Here is a 21,132-nt window from a genome sequence, read left to right on the forward strand (position 1 = left end):
TTAGCAAACTAACAAGATTTTGGGTCAGGCTGTTACCGCCGCTGCTGTTCCCGCACCTTCCTCTTCGTGTCATTCAATTCGTTTTCCACCTCTAGCTGACGAAATTGCTCTTCCAATTCATCCCAAGCCTCGAAAGGTTTTCCCCAAGGGCTGAAATTCCGGTCCGGGTTGTCGATGCCTTTGGCTTGCGCGGCTCTTACCTCCTGCAGCTTAGCCTTCACTTCTTGGCGGCGCTGGCGAATCTGCGGCAGCAGGGCTTCCATTTGTTGGATTTTCTCCTTTTGGGCTTTCATTTGACCCCATAGCTGGCTGCCCCTCTCCAACAGCTCAGCCTCCCGGCGTCGCGCTCCTTCGGCCAGATCGGGACGATTGGCCCGCTGCGCCTTCTCAATGCGAAAGTGCCAGGTTTTAATCTCCTCGGCTAAGTTGAGAATGCTTTTTTGGAGAGCCTCCTCTTGGACGCGGCTTTCCTGCAACAGCTGCAGGGTATCGGATTCCTGCTGGCGCAACTGCTCATCGAGGGCTTGCAGCTCGATCTCAGGGTGGGCCCTGAGAAATTCTTCCAGGCGGGTTTCCAAAAACCGGATGATATCTTCGATCAGTTTCATGGACGGATCCTCTTCCCAAGCCCTCAGTTGCGTTTAGAGTAGCCCAAGCTGGGCCATCCTAGATAGGGTTATCCCATGCCCGTTTAAGACATTCCCTTCGACCTTCACCCAAAGTGAGGCCAGGGATCCATCCAGCAGGCAAGTTCACTGCAACTGGGAACCGCCCAACTGCCCCCAGGCGGATCCCTGTCTTCCTCAATCCAGCAAACGGCCATCCCCAACCCGGATAATGCGCTGGGCGGCCTGGGCTACTTCAAGGTCATGGGTGACCACGACCAGGGTGATGCCCTGCCGGTGGAGCTCCGCAAAAAGGTTCAGCACTTCCTGGCCGGTATGGCTATCCAGAGCCCCAGTCGGCTCATCAGCCAGCAACAGTTGGGGTCGGTTGACAATGGCACGAGCAATCGCCACCCGCTGCTGCTGGCCGCCGGAGAGTTGGGCCGGACGCTGCTGCAGTTTGCTCCCCAAGCCCACTTGTTCTAGGGCTTGCTTGGCCCGCCGGCGTTGCTCCGGCTCCGGGATCCCAGCATAGGCCAAGGGCAGCATGACGTTCTCCAGCGCTGTCAGGACGGGCAGGAGATGGAACTGCTGGAAGACAAAGCCGATTTTTTGGTTGCGAATGTGGGCCAAATCGCGATCGGTCAGGGTGGAAACTTCCACCCCATCCAGCCAGTAGCGCCCTGAGCTGGGCCGATCCAAGCAGCCGATGAGGTTCATCAGGGTGGATTTGCCGGATCCAGAGGGCCCGATGATGGCGCAATACTCCCCCCGCTGGATCACCAAGTCGATATCGTAGAGGGCCTGAAAACTGCCCTCCGGCAGTGGATAGACTTTGTTCACCCCGACCATCTGCACCACGGGCGGGCTGGCCGCGGCCAAGGCCTCGGCTGGGCGCTCCAGGGATCCGACCGGCCCACGGCGATGATTTGCCCAGGAATCTTGCTCAAGCATGGTTGGCACCGCGACTTGCCCCATTCTAGCCTTTGGGCTTCCCTGGCTTGACGGCTAACCGGAAGAGCGGATCTCCTGCGGCTGATGGTAGGGGCAGCTCCCCTGGGGATCCACCCTGAGGCGGTAGAGGGGAGAGCGTTCCTGATCGCAGCGAAAGGCTTGGGCTTGGGAAGTCAAGATCTGGCGGGCAAAGCGACAATTTTGGCACTTTTTGCCACCGTGATGACTGGATACAGAAGGCTGTTTTGGACGCGGCACGATCCCTGCTGGAGAAGGGGCAGCCTCTGCCGGGCGGATCAGCTCCCGTGGAGAAAGGCCGCGCAGCACCAGTTCGGATCCCTGCCAGCGGGCTTCCACCAGGCCGGTATCGGCCCAGGCCGGCCAACGGGGATCCTGGGTAATCTGGGGGGGCAGACGCACCTGTACCCCCGCCAAAGTCCGCGGCGACCCCTGCTCCTGCCAAACTTCTTCCACCTCCCCCTCGTAGCGCAAAGGGGGATCCCTGATCTCGGCGGGGGAACCGGCCTTCAGCTCCGCGAGCCTAACTGGGGTTTGTAGGTGCCCATCGGGCAACTCCAGCCAATGTCCGGGCTGAGGGCAGTGGACATGGTAGCGATTGCACAGCTCCGGCAGATCCGCCAGATCCTGGGCCTGCTTGGGGTCGGCGTGAACCAAGACCAAATGCTGGGGGCGAAAGGTGTGGATGATCTGGGTGAGATGCCCGACATCGTTGTGGCTGTGCCAGGTTATCCATTCAACGGCAATGCGGGAGCGCAGCGGCGCCGGCCAACGCTCAAACGGGGTAGCCAGTTCCACCTCTGGCAGCCGCACCAGCAGACAGGAGCGCTGCGGTTGGGCCAACAACCTCGACCAAATTGGATCCCAAGCCTCAGGCCCGGCATCGGCGTCGCACAGCAGCAAGCCTTGGGGCAGAGGATCCGCTTCGGTAAGGGGCTGAACCCGCGGCTGCAGGCGGTCTTCCCAGAACAAGGGCTGGTAGGTGGCGAAATTGCGCACCGGCTCCGGCAGGTAGGTGAGCAAGCGCTCGTAGAGATTGCAGCCTGCCGCCAGCCCCGGCGCCACCCATATCTTGAGCTCTTGGGGGGCTTGGGTAAAGCGGTGGTGGGCTTTGAGGAGAAAGATCAGCTCCTGCCCCAACCCCAACACTGGCAGGGGAAACAGCACCGTTTGCCCCGCTTCCAAGGCGCTGAGCAACCGCTCCACCAGGCGATTTTCCAGGTGACGACGGGGTGGATGGCGGGTGGATCCCAGCGAAGCCTCGATGAGCAACACGTCCGGCTGCCAGTGGCGCAAAGCAATGAGATCCAAGCCGGGGGCAAAGCGAGTTGAGGCCAGGGAACAGTCGCCCGTGTACACGCAGGCTTGGGCCGGAGTGGTTTGGGTATTTTGCAGCAGGGTTGCCGCCGCTCCCGGCAGATGCCCAGCCGCAAAGAAAGTGAGCATCAGATGGGGCAAAATCTCTCGCGCCCGGCCCAAAGGCAGCGCCCGAAAGGGGGGAAAGCGAATGTCCCGGTCGTAGCCTGGCCAAACGCCACACTCCCACAGACCAGCGGCCAAATGAGCAGTCACCGGCGTGGCGTAGAGAGGTACCTGAGGGTAACGACGATGAAAAGCAGGTAGCCCTTGCACATGGTCAAAGTGAGCATGGCTGCAGATTACCGCATCCGGGATCCCTGGCAGAGCCTTAAAGAGGGCAGGAGCGGGCAACCCGCAATCGAGAAGCAAACGGTGGGATCCCATCTCCACCCAATAGGCACAGCCCTGTTGACGGGGATCCGTACCCAGGGGGAGCAGTCGAAGGGGGGGTCTCTCTGACTCCACAGGTGTGTCGTTCTGAACCTAGAAGACCGCGTTCAATCCTGCAAACAGGAGGGGCGACTTGGCCAGGGATCCCCCCTCTCCACCGGTACACCTCCCCGGAGAGTTGGAGACAACCTGTGCCGATCCACTTATCCTACACTTCTCACAGCATAGCGTTTGCCCACCATCTGCCGCGGCAGCCTGCCATTTCATCCATGCAGCAGCTGAATGGATGTGGGGATTTGGTTTTGCGATGAACTTGTCTTGGCTTGGCAGCCTATGGGTCGGCGCTCTCTTCTGTCGCCGCAGCGGCGCTGCTGCTGGGAAAAGCAAAGCCGGCAAAATCGTGATCGTCGGGGCGCACCGTCAGGATCATCAGGTTGTAGAAAGCCCAGACCAAGCCAAACAGCAGCTCAGGCCAAGAGGGATCCCAACTGCCGGCAGAACGCAGGGATCCCACCCCCATAGCCAGAAAAGTCAGCACAATAGCCAGAGCCTGAGGTCCTAAGGAGAGCTGGGAAGGCTGCTCGGGATAGGGGGGCACTCCCTGCAGACTTTGCACCAGCGCCTGGATGGACTGGAAAAACTGGCTGCCCGTCTGCCGTTCCGACTGCCAAGCTGCCCCCCACAAATGCGGGGGAAAGGCCAAGAGCCAACTGATGCGCCCTAGGAGAGCATAAGGCAAAAACCACGCGAAGAAGACCCGGTCAAAGGCCGGCACCGGCATCCACCCCGTGCAGAGAAAGACCATCGGCACCGCCAAGTAGACCAGCTCCGCCATCCCACCGGCAGCCCAGAGGGCCAGCCACAGGTATTGAAAGCGCTGCTGCTGTGTGGTCGGCTTGCCCCAGAAGGGATTTTCCCTCAAGGCCGAAAACAAAGCCAGCAAAGCAACGCGGCGGTTGCGCAAGGGCAACAAAACACCCGTAACCTGGGTTTGGCGAACCAATTGAGATTGCCAGCCACGGCAGTGCATCTGACACCCCAACTGCACAGGGCGACGAATGTCGATCCGCGAGATCCCTTCCAAGGCTGCCCGCCGGATGAGACAGCCAGAACCCAACAGGGGTGCCGCCTGGTAGCCCTGGGATCCCACCGCCAAAAGCTGTTGCAGGGGGTGAACGGCTCTGGGCTGGCCTAGGGTGCGCAGCATCGCCTGCACAAACCCGATACGATTGGCGATGGGAGCCCGCTCCGGCGAGTCGTAAAAGCGGGGCAAGGTCTGCCACAGGAAGTCCCGCTCGAGAAAATGGCCCGGCTGCACCAGGAGCAGATACTCCCCTTGGATATGAGGGGATCCCATCGCGTAAGCTAGGGGGTCGGCTGTGGGGCTAGGGCAGGCCCAGTATTCGCAGGGAATGGCCCGGGCCGCCTTGGCCATCTCCTCATCCTCTACCCGATCCACAATGTGGACAAACAACCGCTCCCAAGGGTAGTCGAGGTGCAGAGCCGAGAGCACTGTTTGCCGGGTTGCCTCCAGAGAATCCCACTGGCGCAGCACCAGTACATCCACCCGCGGTAACTGGAAAAACGACCGCCGCAGGACCTCTGGGGATGGGATCGTCTCTCTCGGCACTTGGGGATAGCGGCTGAGGGTAAAGCCCACCGCCGCCAGCCAAACATACAGCTCTGCCCCCCAAAACAAAAGGGATCCCAAATCCATCAACCCGGCTGTCAGTCGCCAGTAGAGGTACATCACCCCGGCAATGAGGTGAAGCAACCCTGCCCAGCGAAACAGATACACCCGCATCAGCTTTCTGCCTTCCGTGCTTTTGCCATTTTCGCCCCTAAGTGGTCAGGGATCCCTAGCTCCTCTTCTCTTCCGGCTGGCCCCAATCCTCAAGAACGAAAAAAGTTCAGGAATCAGCAACAGCAAAACCCTGTCTGCTCTGGAGCAGACAGTTTTCAGCCCGGCAAGCAGCTTGGTCGACAGAAGCGAGAATCTTCTCTTGCGGAAGAAACTGATACATTTACGCTGAGCACTGCTGAACATCACTGTTCAACTATGCAGCGATAGCATTCTGTTTGTTTCCAACCAGAATGGCGGTATCCCGCAAAGCTTTGAGTAGAATACCCAAAGCGCAGTTTCCGTGTCGTCTTACTACCAATTTTCTGCTTTGCTTTGGCTACCATGTTGGCAGACTCGAAAGTAAACAGAAAGATCAACCGGTAGTAATCCGTACTGAACATATTATACATTATTTTCAGTATAGTTGAGCTTATTATTGACTAGAGTCATGCTCTCCCAGGCAGTTTCAAAGCTGGGCCTTTCCCTACTGGGCAGCCACCTCAGCTGGGTAGACACTCACCTTTTGCCGCCACTTGCCATAGCGCTCAAAGGTCACAATGCCGGTGACCACAGAATACAAGGTGTCGTCGCCGCCGATGCGCACGTTCACCCCTGGGTGAAACTTGGTGCCCCGCTGCCTGACCAGAATGTGGCCGGGATGCACCAGCTCGCCCCCATAGCGCTTCACCCCCAGCCGCTTGGCATTGGAATCTCGACCGTTGCGAGTGCTGCCCGTTCCCTTCTTATGAGCCATAACGCCTCCTATGCAACTGCATGATCAACAACAAGATAAAGAAATCGGGATTCAGGACACCTGAGTTCAGAGTTTATTCCTCATCCGCAGGGATCCCTGTCGCCGCTGCCGAAGGGGCTGCCTCTGGGTTAGACTCTGGAGCCGCTTCCGTACGGGATGGTGCCGTTGCTAGGGGCACCCCATTGAGTTCAATAGACTCGATCAGCAGACGGGTCAGCGGTTGCCGATGACCCCTCTTTTTGCGGGTCTTTTTCTTTGGCCTCATCTTGTAGACGATGATTTTATCGCCGCGCCGATGCTGTAAAACCCGTGCCCTGACGACCGCCTCCGAAACGTAGGGATGCCCCAACGTGATTTGTCCCTCGTGGTTGATCAACAGCACACGAGACAAATCGAAGGGGCTGTTCTCCTCCACTTCCGCCAGGCGATCGACCTCGTAAAAACGCCCCGGCTCCACCCAAAGCTGCTTACCGCCGGTTTCCACAATTGCGTAAGTCATCTTTCTCCCTGCCGTACAGGTGCCCTGCGGGGGTCTTGAAACCTGATCCGAGCATTGACAGCGATCTTAGATCGTAGCCGAAAAAGCCGCCGTCCGTCAGCTGGGTTTGGTCGAGGACTGGCTTGCAACAGTTCCGGTCGAGCAGTGGGACAGAATCCCCCTGCTGCTGACCCTCACCCCCAGCCCCCTTAGAGGGAGAGGGGAGTTAAGAATCAACTTCGCAGCATCTGTAGCGACCGTAGGCTAGAGGTTGAAAAATTATTCGGTCAGCTTCTCCCAAGCAGCCTGAAGGGCAGCCTGCATGCGCTGAGCGGCGCGGCTGAGGCGATGTTGCCAGGTTTCCCACTTGTGTTGCAGAAACTCTGCCGCCTCGTCCAGTAGGGAGAGATCGAACTTGCCCCCTTTGGCCAGCTCGTCCCGCACCTGCTTCACCTTGACGCGCACCACCTCGGGCGGATCCTGGGGGCCAACCAACGCCTTGAGGCGATCCCCCATGCGCTGGATAAGCTGTTTCACCTGCCGAGATTTTTCGCTCCAAAAGTTCTTCAAGCCTTCTGCTTCCGATTTCAGCCGCTGCGGAGCATCCTCCTTAACCACCACCGCGTCCACATCAATGGCTTCCACGTCCTCAGGCAGGAGAACGGCGCGCCCCCCCCAAGGCTCGGCAATGCTGCCACCCAGAATATAAGCGGCAATCGCTCCAGTCTCCCAGTCAAAGAGAAAATCCTCAATCCAGCCGACCTCTCGATTCCCAATGCGCACTGTGCGACGGTAAAGAGAGCTGATGGGGGTTAGGGGGGTAGCAAAAACGGTAGAGTAGGTCAGCAGCGCGTCTGGCCCGATGAGAGAAATCTGCTCCAGGGGGGTGTACCCCTGCTGGCTGGTGAAGTAGCATACCCGCCCTGTTGGGTCAACCCAGATTTCTTCTACGGTACCCAATGCGGTAGCAGTGCTGCCATCGAGGGCCAGCAGGCCCACCACTTGGCTACGTCGGATGATCTGTTCCATAGGGTTCATCGAAGTTTATCTCCTTGATGGGTTGGCTGGGCAGCCTCAAAATCCGCGGTAGTGGCGCAGTTGCCCCCTGAGCCGGGCAATTTCCTGAGCCATGTCCAAGACCATCGCTGCCCCCGTCCAGTTGAGGCCTAAGTCTCGGTGTAGGCGGCTCATTTGCAACAACCGCCTGAGCTGTTGGGGGGTCAGGTAGCTGCTCTCGGCCTCCACTAAGCCTTGGGCCAGCAGCCATTCCAGCAGGTGGGGAGGGATCCCCAGCAGTTCCGTGGCCTGCTCGAAGGTATAGAGCCGTTCTTCTACCCGCACAATGGCCAAACTCATAGACTCACCTCCTGCAAGTGGGCGCGGGGATCCCAGCTACGGCTTTGGCGCAGCTTTTCGTAGAGATCCCGCTCGGTCTGGGAAAGGGATTTGGGTGCCACCACCTTCAGCCGCACCAGCAGGTCGCTCCGCTGGCCTTGGGGATCCCGCCAGCCTTGGCCCCGCAGCCGCAGGGTTTGGCCGCTGTCTACCCCGGCAGGGATCTTCAGTTGCACGCGACCCGTGGGGGTAGGGACTTCCGCCGTCCCTCCCAAAGCCGCCTCGTCAGGAGTAATGGGCAGCTCGCAGAGCAGGTTGTCCCCGTCAAAGCGGAAGAAGGGGTGGGGGGGCAGCTCCAGGGTGAGGTAGAGATCCCCTCTTGGCCCTCCAAAGGGGCTGACCTGGCCTTTGCCCTTGACGCGGATGCGACTGCCCGGCTTGGCACCGGGGGGAATGCGGATGGTTAGCGTTTCTCCATCCAGGTTCAGCCGTTTCTGGGTGCCGTGGAAAGCTTCTGCCCAACTGAGACCCAGGGTGCCCTCCACATCCTGCCCCGGCAGATCCACCGAGACAAACGGCCCAAAGCCGCCGCTGAAGCCCTGGAACCCGCTGCGGCGGGATCCCATACGGCCCAACAGCTCGTTGATAAACTCCTCGAAGCTGGTGTACTGGGCGAAGCCCTCCATGCCGGGCATTCCAGCCGCAGAGCCGGCACCCACCCGCTGCCAGTACTGCCCAAACTGGTCGTAGCGCCGCCGCTTTTCCGGATCAGAGAGCACCTCGTAGGCTTCGTTGATCTCCTTAAAGCGTTCCTCTGCCGCCTTGTTGCCGGGGTTCACGTCGGGGTGATACTGGCGGGCCAACTTGCGATAGACGCGCTTGATTTCCTCGGCAGAGGCATCTCTGCTGACGCCCAGGATCTTGTAGTAATCCTTGAAGTCACTCGCAGCCATAGGCTCACCCCTGCAAGGTTAGGGTTTTTCGAGCTATTTCCAGAATACAAAGTTGCAGTTGGCGAATTAGAGCAGATCCAAAAGAGGTAGAGGCAGAAGGGCGAGATGGCGCTTTACTGTGCTCTCACTACTTCGGAAACTTTGGAAACGCACTTTTTGGGAGCTTGGGCAAAAGTGCTCATACACAATGCTCCTGCTGAGTTTCACACTGCCAAGGCAGGTTTTTTTAACCTTTTCCCCATTACTACTCTCATCCATTGTCTCCCCTCATCAACAAAGGATCCAGTCGCAGAATCGCGAACCCCCTGGAGAAATCTCCGTACTGAGGATGCCAATTCCATCCTTACCCCTGGCCTCCTTCCAGGAGAGGGGAGTTGGGATTCAACGCATGCTACTTGCTGCCGGAATGACTGGGGGGTTTGGAGGAGCTACAGCAAGCGGATCCCGGCCATCAAGCCCTGGCAGACCCCCGTCAGGAAGTCTTGATCTAGGGTTTCGAGGGTGTCGCTTGGCTTGTGGTAGTGAGGGTTGCGCAAGAAGGCGGTGTCGGTAACCATAACGGCGGCGTAGCCCGCATCCCAAAAGGGGGAGTGGTCGCTCAGGCGAGTGGCAGGCAGGATTAGGCCCCGCTGCCCGGCCAACAACCAACAGCAAGGGATCCCCACTTTTTGAAAATCACGCTGCAGCTTGAGCAGATCCCCCCAGGTGGGCCAGTTGCCGATGAGACCGATGTAATCTCCCCGGTTGGGGTAGAGCTTCTCAAGGCCGGCGGGATAGTCCTGGGATCCGGGGGCGGGATCCCGGTAGCCCAGCATCTCCAGAGAGAGCATCAGCCGCAGGGGCTGGCGCTGCTGTTTAAGAAAGCGGGCGTAGGCTGTGCTGCCCACCATTCCCCGCTCCTCCAGGTCAAAAGCCACCAGCCACAGGGGGGAAGGGGCAGGGTTGGCGGCAAAATGGCGGGCCAATTCCAGCAACACCGCTATGCCGCTGGCGTTGTCGTCTGCTCCAGGGGTTGCCGGAGCGGCGTCGAAGTGGGCCCCAATGAGAATGGGCGGGCGACCAGAACGGGATCCCGGCAATTTCAAGATCCAGTTGCGGTGCAGGCGGCCACCGGCCTCAAAGGGGAAGGACTCCAGGGATCCCCAGCCAGAGAGCTGCTCTTGGATGTAGCGCTCCACCTGCTGATGGCCCAAGGGCGACCAGTCGGGATCCCGCGGCTGGGCCACCTGGCGCAGATGGGCCTCTAGGCGCTGCTGCAGGTCTGGGAGCTCTGCTGCTGACATCAGTTTCCCACCTCAGAGGGAATGGCTTGGGCATGGACTTGGCAGGCCAACTCCAGGGTGAAGTAGCGGTGGGATCCCACCGTTCCCGCCAACACCCGAAAGGGATTCTCAGGATCCCCTAGGTGATCCAACACCAAAGCTGCCCCGGAAAAATCCTGATCCCGGGTATAGTCGTTTACTGTCACCACAGTGGGGACCCCCGCTTGTTGGGCAGAGCGCAGCCCATTCTCCGAGTCTTCAAAGGCCAGGCAGGCTTGAGGGGGCAGCCCCATCTGTTCCAGGGTGTAGAAGTAGATGTCGGGGGCGGGCTTTTTGGCGGGGACAATATCGCCGGCAGCGATCACTTCAAACCAGCTCAGGCTCTCCGGCAGCGCGTGCTCCAAAAGGGCCGTTACATTTTCCGGCGTGGTGGTGGTGGCAATGGCTAGACGGATCCCAGCAGCTTGGGCCTCCCGCAGTAGCCGCTTGACACCGGGGCGCAAAGGGATCCCGCCTTTGGCCAACAGAGCCGTGTAGTGGCGGGTTTTGGCCTGGTGCAACCGGGCAATCAGAGCCACCAGATCTTCCCCAGGGAGCAGCGGCGGCTGAATGGTGTCGATAAAGTGGCGAATGCGCTCTTTACCTCCCGTAATGGCCAAGAGCTGGCCGTACAGCTCCACCGACCAGTGCCAGTCCAGCCCTGCCTCGGCAAAGGCGGCGTTGAAGGCCACGCGATGGCCATCCCGCTCCGTGTCCGCCAGCGTGCCGTCCACATCGAAAATCAAAGCTTGCAGTTCCATGCGTACCCCCGCTCCCCCCCAGCTACAAGCGACCCTATGCTACCCCATGGTTTGGGTGCTCTCAGCCTGGTTTCTGGGAAGGCCGACAAGATGAGAGAATGAAGCACCGGTTATCCAATCTCGCCATGAGCTTCGATTTTGACTTGATCATCATCGGTGCCGGCGTCGGCGGTCACGGCGCTGCTTTACATGCGGTCGAATCTGGCCTGAAGACCGCCATCGTTGAAGGTGCAGAAATGGGCGGCACCTGCATCAACCGCGGCTGCATCCCCTCCAAGGCTCTCTTGGCCGCCTCCGGACGCCTGCGGGAACTGCAACACAGCTCTGAGCTGGGCATCCAAGTGGGATCCCTTCAGGTGAACCGAGAGGCTATTGCCAATCATGCTGCCCAAGTGGTGGAGAAAATCCGCGCCGACATGACCCGCTCCCTGGAGAGGCTGGGGGTAACAATCCTGAGAGGGCGGGGCAAGTTGGTGGCACCCCAGCAGGTGGAAGTCCAGGAAGAGAAGGGATCCTATACCTACACGGCGCAGGATGTTATTCTTGCTACGGGCTCCCGCCCCTTTGTGCCCCCTGGCATCGAGGTGGATGGCCGGACGGTGTTCACCAGCGACGAGGCGGTGCGGCTGGAGTGGATCCCGGAGCGCCTAGCGATTATCGGCAGTGGCTACATTGGCCAGGAGTTTGCCGACATCTACACTGCCTTGGGATCCCAGGTCATCCTCATCGAAGCCCTGGAGACCCTGATGCCGGCCTTTGACCCCGATATTGCCCGCCTGGCCCAGCGGGTGCTGATTAAGCCCAGGCAAATCCAGACCTACGTGGGGATCACGGCCAAGCAGGTGATCCCTGGCCAGCCAGTAACGATTCACCTCTCCAACGGCGAGACGCTGCAGGTGGATGGCTGCTTGGTGGCTGCCGGTCGGATCCCGGTCTCAGAGGGGCTGGGCTTGGCCGAGTTGGGCATCGACACCGGCAAACGGGGGTTTATTCCTGTCGATAGCCGCATGGCCACCGATTTGCCTCACCTCTGGGCTATTGGGGATGTGACCGGCAAGATGATGTTGGCCCACGCGGCGGCAGCTCAGGGGAGAGTGGCCGTGGAAAACATCTGTGGCCGTACTGCCTACATGGACTACCTCAGCATCCCGGCCGCGGTGTTCACTCACCCGGAAATGGGTTTTGTGGGGCTGACCGAACCTCAGGCCAAGGAGGAAGGCTACAGCGTGGGCACGGTGCGCACCTACTTTGGCGGCAACTCCAAGGCCATTGCTTCGGGAGAGACAGAGGGCATGGTCAAGCTGGTCTTTGACAAGAGCACCGGCCTACTGCTGGGATCCCATATCTTCGGGCCCCATGCGGCGGATTTGATTCACGAGGCAGCTCAGGCCATTGCTCGCCGGGCCACGGTGCGAGAACTGGCCGGCTTGGTGCACGTTCACCCCACCTTGGCAGAGACGCTGGAGGAAGCCTACAAGCGGGCTACCCACGCTCTGGCAGGGGCTTAGCAACGGTTGGGAAGATCTCCCCGCTCAAAACCTCAAGAAAACCGTAGGATGGGGGGGAATACGTGGGAGGAAGTGCTTTTGGTGAGCGAAGCCGAGATTACCCGGGCGGTGCAGGCCCAGTACGAGACGTTCCCCTATCCTCCTATTCCTTACGACCGGCCCTTTGAGGGCTTCTCCAGTCTGGGCAGCTATACCTTGGCGCAGTACGCCCGCACCCGTAGGCTGCAAGAGCCCGCAGGAGCCAGGTTTTTGGTGGCAGGGTGTGGCACCGGCTGGGAGGTGCATGGCATTGCCGCCAGCAACCCCGGCTATGGGTCGGTGGTCGGGATCGACATCAGCCGCCCGGCCCTAGAGATTGCCCAAAAGCGAATTAAGCACCACGGCCTACGCAACTGCTCTGTGCAGTACGGGGATCTAATGGATCCCTCTACTTGGCCCGAAGGCAGCTTCGACATGATCAGCTCCTACGGCGTGATTCACCACACTGCAGATCCGGTGAAGGCTTTGAGCAATCTGGCATCGCGGTTGGCTCCCGATGGGGTGATGGCGCTGATGCTCTACAACCGTTCAGGCCGTTGGCACCTCTACCGCATTCGGCGAGCCTTGGAGTTGTTGGGCATCACCCCACCTGCAACCCCAGAAAAGATCGAATTTGTGCGGCAACTGCTGAAGGGAGCCAGCCCCAATTCCCTTTTGGCCAAGCACGCCAAGGCTCACCAAGAATACTATGGACAAGATGAAAACATTGTCGATAATTTCTTCCATGCCAATGATATTCCTTTCGACATCGGCGAGATTCCCGACTTGCTTGCCCAAGCCGGGCTGGAGTTTATCGATGTAGCCCCCTACTTGGACTATTGGAACGCCAGGCCGTTGATTGCCGCCACCCACCCGGAGTTCCATCGCCGCTACGAGGCCCTTGCTCGCATCGACCAACTGCGGGTCATGGAGTATCTGGAGCCCCTATATCACACGCAAAATCTCTTTTGGTGCTGCCATCAAGGTCAAAAGATAACAACTTGGGATCCCTTTACAGTCGAATTTTTTAAGGGATCCCGCTGGCAACTCAACCCCTTGTTCGTCCGCTATGGCAGCGTGCGCTACTGGGATCAAAAAATCCCCTTTTCAGATCTGTTGGGCAAGCTGGATCCGGCCCAGATCCTGACCCAGAAGATGGATATTTTCTGGCCTATCGCCCGCATCCCGGGCAAGATGATAGCCTCTACCCGCTACCAGGTGGTGGAGCTGCTGCTGCCCCTGGCCAATCAAGCCCGTTCTGGCGCTGAGATCCTGGCTGCCCATGAAGAGAGAGCCGACCACCTTCTCAACCTATTTCGACAGTGGGAAGCAGACCGGTTAGTTCTGCGGGTTGCCTAGCTTCTGGTTATTCCAAACAGTCCAAATCACCAGGGTCAAAGTCTGTTCCATGCTAAGGTTGTATCATGCATGACCGAGGACGGTGCTTCTCCCCAGGCATGTTTGTGCCGGCGGTGCGGAGCACCTCTACTGGGACATCTTCGCCACAGCTTTCCCTGTGAATAGAGCTGGCAGATCTGGATCCCGATCAACATCCATGGCAACCCCAACGCCAGAGCTGGTAGGAGGCAAGGATGGCTGACTACAATCGCGGCATTATGAAGTTCAAGGGGGCAGATAGCCCAATTGTCGTTTTGATCTCGGCAGGAATTGTGGCCGGTGTGGTTTCGGCCCTGATCTGGTGGGCTTTGCACTTTGCTTACGCGGCTTGAGTCTCAGCCCATATCAGAAGCCGAGGTCAGTTTTTCCTACATTGCCAGCCTTCCGAGCAAAGGAGGGGAGTGGGACGAGGCTTCTTTGCAACGCTTGCGGCAGTCTCTTCAGCGTTGGTACCGTGAACACGGGCGGGATCTGCCCTGGCGCCGCACCCGGGATCCTTACGCCATTTGGGTTTCGGAAGTGATGTTACAGCAAACCCAGGTGGCAACAGTTATCCCCTACTTTCAGCGCTGGATGCAAACCCTGCCCGGGATCCCAGCATTGGCGGCAGCCCCCCAGCAGCAGGTGCTGAAACTGTGGGAGGGCCTAGGCTACTACCGGCGGGCCCTGAACTTGCACAAAGCCGCCCAAATCCTGGTGCGGGAACGGAACGGCGAGTTCCCCAGGGATTTGGAGCAGGTGCTGGCTCTGCCGGGGATCGGGCGCACCACAGCCGGCGGCATTCTCAGCGCTGCCTTCGATCAGCCTTTGCCCATTTTGGATGGCAACGTCAAGCGGGTGCTGGCTCGCTTGGTGGCTTTGCAGCAGCCTCCGTCCCAGTGTCTGTCCCTGCTGTGGCAGCTTTCCCAGCAATTGTTGGATCCCGTGCAGCCGCGGGCTTTTAACCAAGCCCTGATGGATTTGGGGGCTACCGTCTGTCGTCCCAAAAAGCCTCACTGTGGCCGGTGCCCTTGGCAAGCGGATTGCAGCGCCTACAATCGAGGTCAACACCAACAATTGCCTATGTCTGCACCCCGTGCCTCTCGTCCTCACAAGCAAATCGCGGTTGCCATTGTTCTGCGGGGGAAAGAAATCCTTATCGATCGACGGTTGGAAAGCTCGATGCTCAGTGGGCTGTGGGAGTTTCCCGGAGGGAAAATCGAGCCGGGAGAAACGGCTGCTGAGTGTGTAGTGCGGGAGGTGAAGGAAGAAATCGGCATCGACATCGAGGTGGTCGCACCGCTGGCCACCGTCGAACATGCCTATACCCATTTCACCGTTACTCTTATCGCCTTTATCTGTCGCTACCTGGGCGGAGAAGCCCAAGCCCTGCAATGTAGCGAGGTGCGCTGGGTCAGCCCGGCGGAACTGTCGGAATTTCCCTTCCCGGGAGCCAATCAAAAGTTGTTTCCCCACTTGCATGCTTGGCTGGCAGAGCATGGCAACCCATGATGAACCCACCCAATCCGCCAAATGGCTTAGACCCTTCTGGAACGTTTGCCCCAAGACATTCGATAGGATAGTAGATGTCCTGCTGCCGTGAGCTACGGATATGCTTGTCACTCTGGAAAAAGCTGGGGAGATTCTGGCTAAAGGATCCCATACAGCCATCACAACCACAGATGGCAAGATCGCGCTGGTGCCCAAGGGAAAAGAAACCCTCAAACTGACGGCCAACGAAGCCATTAACCTAATGTTTTACGTCGTCCGCTCCGCTGAACCGGCAGAGACGGTGATGGCCCAACTGGAGGAGGCAGTTGCCAAAGCTCAAGCCCCCGATCCAGCCGAGGAACGGGCCAGAAAATATCGAGAACTTCGTGGCGTCTAAAGGGGTGGCATTCGTGCCGGGTGGAGCCTTTCGCCAACTGGAGAGAGACTCCAAAACTTAAAAGCAGGAGGAGCTGAGGGCGACAAACTTCCCATCGGTGGTCCACCCCAGCAGCATGGGCTCTTGCGGTTGAATGGCCCGTCCGGTGAGAGCACAGCATTGGGCTTGGTGGGCCGTGGCCGGGAAGCTGGCCCGAATATCCTCAGGACTGAGGGCAGCAGCCCCTTGAGAGCATGCCTCTAACCCCCAAAACCCTGAACTTTGCTGAATTTACTGAGCTTTAGGCGGTTTGGCAAAAGTCATTGAGAGGGATATAGTAGACCAAGTTTCCCCCTGATCCTTGAGTCCACCGCAACGGTTGCCGGGAAGTGAAGGGGGAAAGCGCTCGGGGGGTATTCCTCAGGGCTTTGCGGGATACCGCCTTCCTGCTCAGAGATAGGCAGGATGCGATCGCTTCTTTCCTGAACCATGTTCAGGAGAGTTCAGCGTGAATGTATCAGTGACGCAGGACATAACTCCAAAGAATTTCCCGTATGAGGGCCTGGTAGCCCCGATTTCCGGCCAACGCCTTCAGTCGCTGCTTCAGCTCACGTTCCAGCCGAATGCTGGTCACTTCCATCTGGGTCGTGGGAATGGGGGAATGGGCGCGAACGGGCATGCAGGGATCCTCCCTCGAAAAGCCTATACTACTCCTGTAGCATAGCTGGCTTACCGCCTGAGCGGGGATCCTGGCCTGGGTGAGATGGCCCAGGTCAAAATGGGCCTAAGCTGTGCAGCTCTAACCGCTGAGGCAACGTCAGTATCCTGATGGTATGGTTGAGTTGATCCCGTCCCGCCGTCGTGCCTTGGAGCATTTGCTGGCTCGTCTTGGATTCAGGGATCCGGCTTTGCTGGAACAACTGCGTTGGGATCTGCTGGATCAGGCTCTGATTCACCCTTCTCTGGATGGCCGACGGAACAACGATCGGCTGGAGTTGTTGGGGGATTCTGTCCTGCGAATTTTGGTTACGGAATTCTTGTTTCAGTCCTATCCCCATCTGTCGGTGGGAGAGCTGACCGCGATTCGCTCCGACCTGACCAGCGATGCTTACCTGGCAGAACTGGCGGATCTGCACGGCTTGGATCGCTACCTGGAGGTGGGATCCAGCTCGCAAAACGACTTGGCCGGGCGGGGTCGGCGGCTGGCGGATGCTTTCGAGGCTCTCCTGGGAGCCTTTTATCTCAGTTGGGGTATTTACACGCTGCCCAGGCTGCATCCCTGGCTGGATCCCTATCTACACCGACGAGTGGAGCAATGGTTCCAAGACCCCACTCGGCGCAACCCCAAAGCAGCCCTGCAAGAACTGACCCAACGCCTTTGGGGCAGCCTGCCGGAATACCGCCTGGTGGCCGCCCAGGAACATCCCCCCCATTTCACCATGGAAGTCTGGGGGCAAGGGCGGTGCTGGGGCCGCGGTGAAGGTCGCTCGAAAAAGGCTGCGGAAATGGCCGCCGCTGCCCAAGCCTACGAACACTTGCAGTCGGAGCAGACATGAGAGGCAGCCACCGCTACGAGTTGGCCAGTTGGTTGTTTTTGCTGGGGAGCAGCCTGTTTGCGGCGAGCGAGGTGATGACCTTGGGTAGCGACCCCCCTCCGTGGGATCCAGCAGCTCCAGCCTTTCTCAATCTCAAGGTTGTCCAAACCCTGCTGGGGATAGGAGCCAGCCTCCTGTTCGTCGTAGGTAGTGCTCTGTTCATCCTCGATGCCCGTCACCGCTGAGATGTGCACCCTACCCAAAACCACAGCAGCCCTTCTCCGAGAGCGGAGAGAGGCGAATAGATGAGAAGCTTGCTAATAAGGACTTCTTCCGGCTACGGGATCCGCAGGCGAGAGACTTTCTTCCTGTGGCAACTCTTCCGGCTCATTTGAAGAGCCATTCGGACCAGAGGAAAAAGATGGCTCTAGGTTGCTCGCGTCGGCAGAATCCATCCCCGGCAAAGCCAAAGAACCAGCAGCCTCGGTGGCCCGAGCATACAGCCTGGCTCGAACCTCTGCCTCCTGCTTGGGCTTCAGATAGAGGTTCTCCAGCAGCACCGCCATACCCGCCACCCACGGGGGGGCGATCACCGCCCCAACAATACCCAACAACTGGGTGCCCCCCAGCACCGCCAGCAACTGATACAAGGGCTTCACCCGCACCGAGGATCCCACCAACAGAGGATCCAACACATAAGTTTCCAGGTTTTGAACGGCAACATATAGGATCAGCACCCACAAAAAAGTCCAGCCCCCCTGCACAATCGCCACCACCAAGGCGGGCAGGGATCCCAGTACCGGCCCAATGAAGGGGATAAGGTTGGTAAACCCGGCGATCACCCCCAGCGCCAGAGCGAACTCCGACAGGCCGAGAAAGCGAAGCGAGACGGTGATCATCACGCCCAAAATGGCAGAGACCAGCACCCGCCCCTGGATGTAGCCCCCCATGCGCTGGGCCATCGGGTGTACCTGCTCAGCAAGCCGCTCATTCCAGGGATAGGGAAACAACTCCACCAAGCCCCGCACCAAGTCAGAGCCGCTCACCAGCATGTAGCCGGAAATGAAGAGGGTCAGCACCATGGTCAGCAGACCGCCCAGCAAACCGCGGGTGAAGTCGAAAGACTGCACCAGCACCCGTTGTCCCGAGCGAACCGCCCAGCTCATCAACGACTGAGGGTCGAGCAACTGGTTTAGGTAGTCCAGCGCCGCCGGATCCACCCCCGCCAGATCAGCAATCCAGGTGTCCACCAGCAGTTGCAACTGCTCCAGATAGAAAGGCAACCTCGCTAGCAACCGCTGGGTCTGAGTTACCACCGTTGGGCCAATGAGCAGAGCCAAGCCGGCAATCCCGGCAATTAAGCTCAAATACACCAGCACAACCCCCAGCCAGCGGGGGATGCGTAATCGCTCGGCCAGATCCACCAGGGGAGCCAGCGCTGCCGCCACCACCACCGCGATCATCACCGTCAGCACCAAGCTGCGCAGTTGCCACAGCAGCAACAACAGCATCCCTGTGGCCACCACCAGGGCTACGGAGGATACGGAGATGGTCAATTGTCTTCGGCTCATCATCTGGCTGGGTTCTCTTCAGGGGGGCGTTCAAGCCCCCCTGGGTAACAGATGGCTCTACCATCCTGGCCTGGCTTGGACGAACTTGCCAAATGCTCCTGGGCAAAGACCCCAAACCCAGCGCTTCAGATCCTCAGCAAAAACCCCGCCAGAGCTGAGCTACCGCAACAGTTCCCTCCGCACCGCTTCTGCATATTCCAGCAGCTCCGGGGATCCCGTGCCGGAAGCCCGCCACAACATCAAAGCGCTACCCAAATCGGAAGCGGCACCAGCCCTATCCTCTCCCTGGTAAGCGCGCGCCATACCCCGGTAGTAGTACACATCACCTTGGTAAGGCTGCAACTCAAGAGCTCGGCTGAAATCTTGAACGGCCAAATTGAAGTCGCAGATGCTGGCCCACATCAGGCCGCGATGGACATAGGCCTCGAAAAGATCGGCAGCACTTTGATTTTGCTTGGCCAGCTCAATCGCCAGATGCGACACATCAAACGCCGATTCCAGATGGCCTTGTTCGGCCCAGATGCGAGAGCGGATCAAGTGCAGTTGCGGGTTGTGATAGGCAATCCGATCCAGAGGAGACAAGGTTGCCAGAGCCTGCTCAGGTTCTTGCAAACGCTCGTGTTGGATTTTGGCCTTGAGCAAATAGGCTTCAGCCAGATAGGGATCCAAAGCAATAGCAATATCCAGATCCCGCAGAGCGGAGCGCATCAGGTAAGCAATGGCAGAAGCATGCTCCGGCTGCGGTAAAGCAGCAGGATCCTCCTGAGACTGACGCCAGAAGTATTGCGCCCGTTGCAGATAAAGTTGCGCATTTCCCGGCTCCTGCTGGATGAATTGGGTTAGCAGCGCCAGCTCATTGGGAACATCCGCCTGAGCAGAGAATGGAGAAAGGGTAGGATCCTGACGCCGAGGCCGTGCCGACAGGGCAGGGCTTGAGCTGGAACGGCCAACACCCCCGGCGGGCTGGGGAGCTGCCTGCTGTACCAGCAACTGATGAGCCTGCTGCTGGTGAGCTAGAGAGCGCTGCTCAAGCTGCTGTACCCGTTCTTGCAGCTGGGCTTGCCGCATGAGCCAAGATCCAGAACCTGCTTCATCTTCAAACAAGGCCTGGGATGAGGGCAGGGAGTGCTCCCAAGCTTGTAGAGAAACCTCAGTGACAGGACTCTGGCTCTTACGAGATGAGGTCAACCAGCCACCTTCGCCAATCAAAAACGGCAAAGACAGCAAACCCAACAAAGCCGAGCCGGAGAACAGAAGACTGGGCCTAAGCATGGATCCCACCCCTTGAAATAGCTTAGAAGTAAAGAGTTGCCTCTAAACTAGTTCGCCGCAGCCGCAGTGTCCAGAGTTTCGGCGATGCTTGCCCTGAGCCAAAACTCAGAAACTCTCCCCTAGGGGATTCTGCCACCCGCCAGATCCACCAACTCCACGCGGCGATTCTTCGCCCGGCCTTCCTCAGTGGTGTTGCTGGCCACAGGAGCAGAGAACCCCACACCAACCGGATAGAGTCGACGTTGCTCGATACCCAGCTGAACCAACCGGTTGACAACCGCCTCGGCCCGGCGCCGCGAGAGACCTAGGTTGTAGTCGAAGCTACCGGTTGCATCGGTATGACCGACCACGAGGATGCTGAGGTCGGTGCGCTCGCGCATCAGCTTGGCGATCTCGGCAAGGGTGGGCTCGGCAGCCGCTTCAATCTGATCCGAGTCATAGGCAAAGAGAATGCCGTAGAGGGCGATCCGGCCATCGCGGCTGATGGCTTGATTGATCTCGCCGCTTGTGATGCTTTCAACCAGCTCCAGGCGTTGCTGGCGGGGCTTGACATCGACGACATCCACTCGCCCCAGAGTAATCCCGGTCGGGATCTGCCCACTGCCGCGGGTGATCTCCCAGTCATCGGTATTGACCACAAAGTAGGCGCTCACGAATCGCTCATCGCCTTCGGGGGACTTGCCACGTGCGGCTAAATAGGCAGCAGTGTTTTCTCTGGCGTTTTGAAACGGCCACTGGGCCCGTTCTTCCGGCGTGCTGTAGGTGCCCTTCATATCCAGGATCTCGTCAGCAATCTGGTTGTTGTAGCCGAGGGTCTCAATCTCCTCCCCCAACCCGGAGAAGAGGATCTCAAAGCCGGACTCTTTCAGTTCGGTTTCGTAGTTGAGCAGCGCCTCAAGAGGGGCAACCCGCTCCGGCAGTCGGTAATAGGTCGTGATGCGACGCCCTTCGACAGTTTGAGACCGGTACGGCTGCACAGCTCCCATCGCGCCACTGAAGACGATTTTTTCAAGGGCTAACTTAAAGCGGTCGTAGTCGGCCTGCGATTGAAACACAATGCTGGATCCTGCAAAGCGCTTGAGCCCCGGAGGATCCGCCGTTCCGGGCAGATCGGCCCGAGCCAGCCCCGCCTGGACAAGTAGAGCTGTTAGCGTAGAGAAAATAAAACCTTGCAGGGCATGGCGCCGCAAACCCACGTAAAAAGGCATGGTTGTCTCCCAGGTCTCCGGATCC

The 21,132-nt window shown here is 59.0% G+C and carries 22 protein-coding genes and 1 pseudogene; 7 read left to right on the forward strand and 16 right to left on the reverse strand.

The window, feature by feature from the left end; translation table 11 throughout:
* Window positions 1–32 precede the first annotated feature (32 nt).
* The 12 genes and pseudogenes from ACVW0B_RS08315 to ACVW0B_RS08370 form a co-directional block, all read right to left on the reverse strand.
* The gene (locus ACVW0B_RS08315) at window positions 33–608 is read right to left on the reverse strand and encodes a TIGR04376 family protein (RefSeq protein ID WP_414329872.1); all 576 of its coding nucleotides are present in this window, start codon (window positions 606–608) and stop codon (window positions 33–35) included.
* A 195-nt stretch (window positions 609–803) separates the two neighbouring features.
* Window positions 804–1,559, reverse strand: coding sequence for an ABC transporter ATP-binding protein (locus tag ACVW0B_RS08320; RefSeq protein WP_457491437.1), 756 nt, complete (start codon window positions 1,557–1,559; stop codon window positions 804–806).
* A 54-nt stretch (window positions 1,560–1,613) separates the two neighbouring features.
* Entirely contained in the window at window positions 1,614–3,401 is a 1,788-nt protein-coding gene (locus ACVW0B_RS08325; protein WP_457491438.1) for an MBL fold metallo-hydrolase, read from the reverse strand.
* Window positions 3,402–3,657: 256 nt separating this feature from the next.
* Window positions 3,658–5,130, reverse strand: coding sequence for a cellulose synthase (locus tag ACVW0B_RS08330; protein ID WP_457491439.1), 1,473 nt, complete (start codon window positions 5,128–5,130; stop codon window positions 3,658–3,660).
* Window positions 5,131–5,383: 253 nt separating this feature from the next.
* Window positions 5,384–5,567 (reverse strand): annotated as a pseudogene (locus tag ACVW0B_RS08335) (hypothetical protein); the annotation flags it as partial.
* 86 nt (window positions 5,568–5,653) lie between these two features.
* On the reverse strand, window positions 5,654–5,923 hold the full coding sequence (gene rpmA, locus ACVW0B_RS08340) for a 50S ribosomal protein L27 (RefSeq protein WP_011432382.1): 270 nt from the start codon (window positions 5,921–5,923) through the stop codon (window positions 5,654–5,656).
* A gap of 73 nt (window positions 5,924–5,996) precedes the next feature.
* Window positions 5,997–6,422: a 50S ribosomal protein L21 gene (gene rplU, locus ACVW0B_RS08345; protein WP_011432383.1), complete on the reverse strand. Its 426-nt coding sequence runs from the start codon at window positions 6,420–6,422 to the stop codon at window positions 5,997–5,999.
* A gap of 258 nt (window positions 6,423–6,680) precedes the next feature.
* Complete coding sequence (locus ACVW0B_RS08350; RefSeq protein WP_041436253.1) at window positions 6,681–7,430, reverse strand: photosystem reaction center subunit H; 750 nt, start codon at window positions 7,428–7,430, stop codon at window positions 6,681–6,683.
* Window positions 7,431–7,475: 45 nt separating this feature from the next.
* On the reverse strand, window positions 7,476–7,757 hold the full coding sequence (locus ACVW0B_RS08355) for a chaperone modulator CbpM (RefSeq protein ID WP_011432385.1): 282 nt from the start codon (window positions 7,755–7,757) through the stop codon (window positions 7,476–7,478).
* Window positions 7,754–8,689, reverse strand: coding sequence for a DnaJ C-terminal domain-containing protein (locus tag ACVW0B_RS08360; protein WP_457491440.1), 936 nt, complete (start codon window positions 8,687–8,689; stop codon window positions 7,754–7,756). Before ACVW0B_RS08360 ends, ACVW0B_RS08355 begins: the two co-directional genes overlap by 4 nt.
* A gap of 428 nt (window positions 8,690–9,117) precedes the next feature.
* Window positions 9,118–9,972, reverse strand: a complete 855-nt coding sequence (locus ACVW0B_RS08365) for a M28 family peptidase (protein ID WP_457491441.1) — start codon at window positions 9,970–9,972, stop codon at window positions 9,118–9,120.
* Window positions 9,972–10,751 (reverse strand): HAD family hydrolase, encoded by a 780-nt coding sequence (locus tag ACVW0B_RS08370; protein WP_457491442.1) that lies wholly within the window; start codon window positions 10,749–10,751, stop codon window positions 9,972–9,974. The genes ACVW0B_RS08365 and ACVW0B_RS08370 overlap by 1 nt, the downstream gene beginning before the upstream one ends.
* Window positions 10,752–10,876: 125 nt before the next feature.
* Here ACVW0B_RS08370 and lpdA point away from each other — a divergent pair, with 125 nt between their 5' ends.
* From lpdA to ACVW0B_RS08395, 5 genes are all read left to right on the forward strand, one after another.
* Entirely contained in the window at window positions 10,877–12,259 is a 1,383-nt protein-coding gene (lpdA, locus tag ACVW0B_RS08375; RefSeq protein ID WP_457491450.1) for a dihydrolipoyl dehydrogenase, read from the forward strand.
* A gap of 48 nt (window positions 12,260–12,307) precedes the next feature.
* Complete coding sequence (locus ACVW0B_RS08380; RefSeq protein WP_457491443.1) at window positions 12,308–13,636, forward strand: class I SAM-dependent methyltransferase; 1,329 nt, start codon at window positions 12,308–12,310, stop codon at window positions 13,634–13,636.
* Window positions 13,637–13,869: 233 nt separating this feature from the next.
* Window positions 13,870–14,007: a hypothetical protein gene (locus ACVW0B_RS08385; RefSeq protein ID WP_011432392.1), complete on the forward strand. Its 138-nt coding sequence runs from the start codon at window positions 13,870–13,872 to the stop codon at window positions 14,005–14,007.
* Window positions 14,008–14,092: 85 nt separating this feature from the next.
* Window positions 14,093–15,166, forward strand: a complete 1,074-nt coding sequence (gene mutY / locus ACVW0B_RS08390; protein ID WP_457491451.1) for an A/G-specific adenine glycosylase — start codon at window positions 14,093–14,095, stop codon at window positions 15,164–15,166.
* Between the two features lie 100 nt (window positions 15,167–15,266).
* Window positions 15,267–15,542 (forward strand): hypothetical protein, encoded by a 276-nt coding sequence (locus tag ACVW0B_RS08395; protein WP_099812344.1) that lies wholly within the window; start codon window positions 15,267–15,269, stop codon window positions 15,540–15,542.
* Window positions 15,543–16,038: 496 nt separating this feature from the next.
* Here the strand turns inward: ACVW0B_RS08395 and ACVW0B_RS08400 are convergent, their stop codons facing one another.
* Window positions 16,039–16,200 carry a hypothetical protein gene (locus ACVW0B_RS08400; RefSeq protein ID WP_457441425.1) on the reverse strand — a complete coding sequence of 54 codons (162 nt, stop codon included), beginning with the start codon at window positions 16,198–16,200 and terminating at the stop codon, window positions 16,039–16,041.
* Between the two features lie 154 nt (window positions 16,201–16,354).
* On the opposite strand from ACVW0B_RS08400, the gene rnc reads away from it, so the two are divergent.
* Both rnc and ACVW0B_RS08410 read left to right on the forward strand, forming a co-directional pair.
* Entirely contained in the window at window positions 16,355–17,077 is a 723-nt protein-coding gene (gene rnc, locus ACVW0B_RS08405; RefSeq protein ID WP_457491444.1) for a ribonuclease III, read from the forward strand.
* The gene (locus tag ACVW0B_RS08410) at window positions 17,074–17,301 is read left to right on the forward strand and encodes a hypothetical protein (protein ID WP_457394684.1); all 228 of its coding nucleotides are present in this window, start codon (window positions 17,074–17,076) and stop codon (window positions 17,299–17,301) included. Before rnc ends, ACVW0B_RS08410 begins: the two co-directional genes overlap by 4 nt.
* Window positions 17,302–17,373: 72 nt before the next feature.
* Here ACVW0B_RS08410 and ACVW0B_RS08415 read toward each other — a convergent pair whose 3' ends face one another.
* From ACVW0B_RS08415 to ACVW0B_RS08425, 3 genes are all read right to left on the reverse strand, one after another.
* Window positions 17,374–18,627, reverse strand: coding sequence for an AI-2E family transporter (locus ACVW0B_RS08415; RefSeq protein WP_457491452.1), 1,254 nt, complete (start codon window positions 18,625–18,627; stop codon window positions 17,374–17,376).
* Window positions 18,628–18,786: 159 nt separating this feature from the next.
* Window positions 18,787–19,695, reverse strand: a complete 909-nt coding sequence (locus tag ACVW0B_RS08420; protein WP_457491445.1) for a hypothetical protein — start codon at window positions 19,693–19,695, stop codon at window positions 18,787–18,789.
* A 323-nt stretch (window positions 19,696–20,018) separates the two neighbouring features.
* A complete protein-coding gene (locus ACVW0B_RS08425) occupies window positions 20,019–21,107 on the reverse strand; it encodes an OmpA family protein (protein ID WP_457491446.1) in 1,089 nt (362 codons plus the stop codon).
* Window positions 21,108–21,132: the final 25 nt, after the last annotated feature.

The sequence above is a fragment of the Thermostichus sp. MS-CIW-23 genome, assembly GCF_054059455.1.

Bases quoted from the DNA above. Each gene is read 5' to 3' on its own strand.
- ACVW0B_RS08425 (WP_457491446.1), bottom strand. From the start codon at position 21,107: ATGCCTTTTTACGTGGGTTTGCGGCGCCATGCCCTGCAAGGTTTTATT.
- ACVW0B_RS08330 (WP_457491439.1), bottom strand. From the start codon at position 5,130: ATGCGGGTGTATCTGTTTCGCTGGGCAGGGTTGCTTCACCTCATTGCC.
- ACVW0B_RS08420 (WP_457491445.1), bottom strand. From the start codon at position 19,695: ATGCGGCAAGCCCAGCTGCAAGAACGGGTACAGCAGCTTGAGCAGCGC.
- ACVW0B_RS08350 (WP_041436253.1), bottom strand. From the start codon at position 7,430: ATGGAACAGATCATCCGACGTAGCCAAGTGGTGGGCCTGCTGGCCCTC.
- ACVW0B_RS08385 (WP_011432392.1), top strand. From the start codon at position 13,870: ATGGCTGACTACAATCGCGGCATTATGAAGTTCAAGGGGGCAGATAGC.
- ACVW0B_RS08410 (WP_457394684.1), top strand. From the start codon at position 17,074: ATGAGAGGCAGCCACCGCTACGAGTTGGCCAGTTGGTTGTTTTTGCTG.
- ACVW0B_RS08360 (WP_457491440.1), bottom strand. From the start codon at position 8,689: ATGGCTGCGAGTGACTTCAAGGATTACTACAAGATCCTGGGCGTCAGC.
- rnc (WP_457491444.1), top strand. From the start codon at position 16,355: ATGGTTGAGTTGATCCCGTCCCGCCGTCGTGCCTTGGAGCATTTGCTG.
- rpmA (WP_011432382.1), bottom strand. From the start codon at position 5,923: ATGGCTCATAAGAAGGGAACGGGCAGCACTCGCAACGGTCGAGATTCC.
- ACVW0B_RS08395 (WP_099812344.1), top strand. From the start codon at position 15,267: ATGCTTGTCACTCTGGAAAAAGCTGGGGAGATTCTGGCTAAAGGATCC.
- lpdA (WP_457491450.1), top strand. From the start codon at position 10,877: ATGAGCTTCGATTTTGACTTGATCATCATCGGTGCCGGCGTCGGCGGT.
- ACVW0B_RS08400 (WP_457441425.1), bottom strand. From the start codon at position 16,200: ATGCCCGTTCGCGCCCATTCCCCCATTCCCACGACCCAGATGGAAGTG.
- ACVW0B_RS08315 (WP_414329872.1), bottom strand. From the start codon at position 608: ATGAAACTGATCGAAGATATCATCCGGTTTTTGGAAACCCGCCTGGAA.
- ACVW0B_RS08355 (WP_011432385.1), bottom strand. From the start codon at position 7,757: ATGAGTTTGGCCATTGTGCGGGTAGAAGAACGGCTCTATACCTTCGAG.
- ACVW0B_RS08370 (WP_457491442.1), bottom strand. From the start codon at position 10,751: ATGGAACTGCAAGCTTTGATTTTCGATGTGGACGGCACGCTGGCGGAC.
- rplU (WP_011432383.1), bottom strand. From the start codon at position 6,422: ATGACTTACGCAATTGTGGAAACCGGCGGTAAGCAGCTTTGGGTGGAG.
- ACVW0B_RS08380 (WP_457491443.1), top strand. From the start codon at position 12,308: ATGGGGGGGAATACGTGGGAGGAAGTGCTTTTGGTGAGCGAAGCCGAG.
- ACVW0B_RS08415 (WP_457491452.1), bottom strand. From the start codon at position 18,627: ATGAGCCGAAGACAATTGACCATCTCCGTATCCTCCGTAGCCCTGGTG.
- ACVW0B_RS08365 (WP_457491441.1), bottom strand. From the start codon at position 9,972: ATGTCAGCAGCAGAGCTCCCAGACCTGCAGCAGCGCCTAGAGGCCCAT.
- ACVW0B_RS08320 (WP_457491437.1), bottom strand. From the start codon at position 1,559: ATGCTTGAGCAAGATTCCTGGGCAAATCATCGCCGTGGGCCGGTCGGA.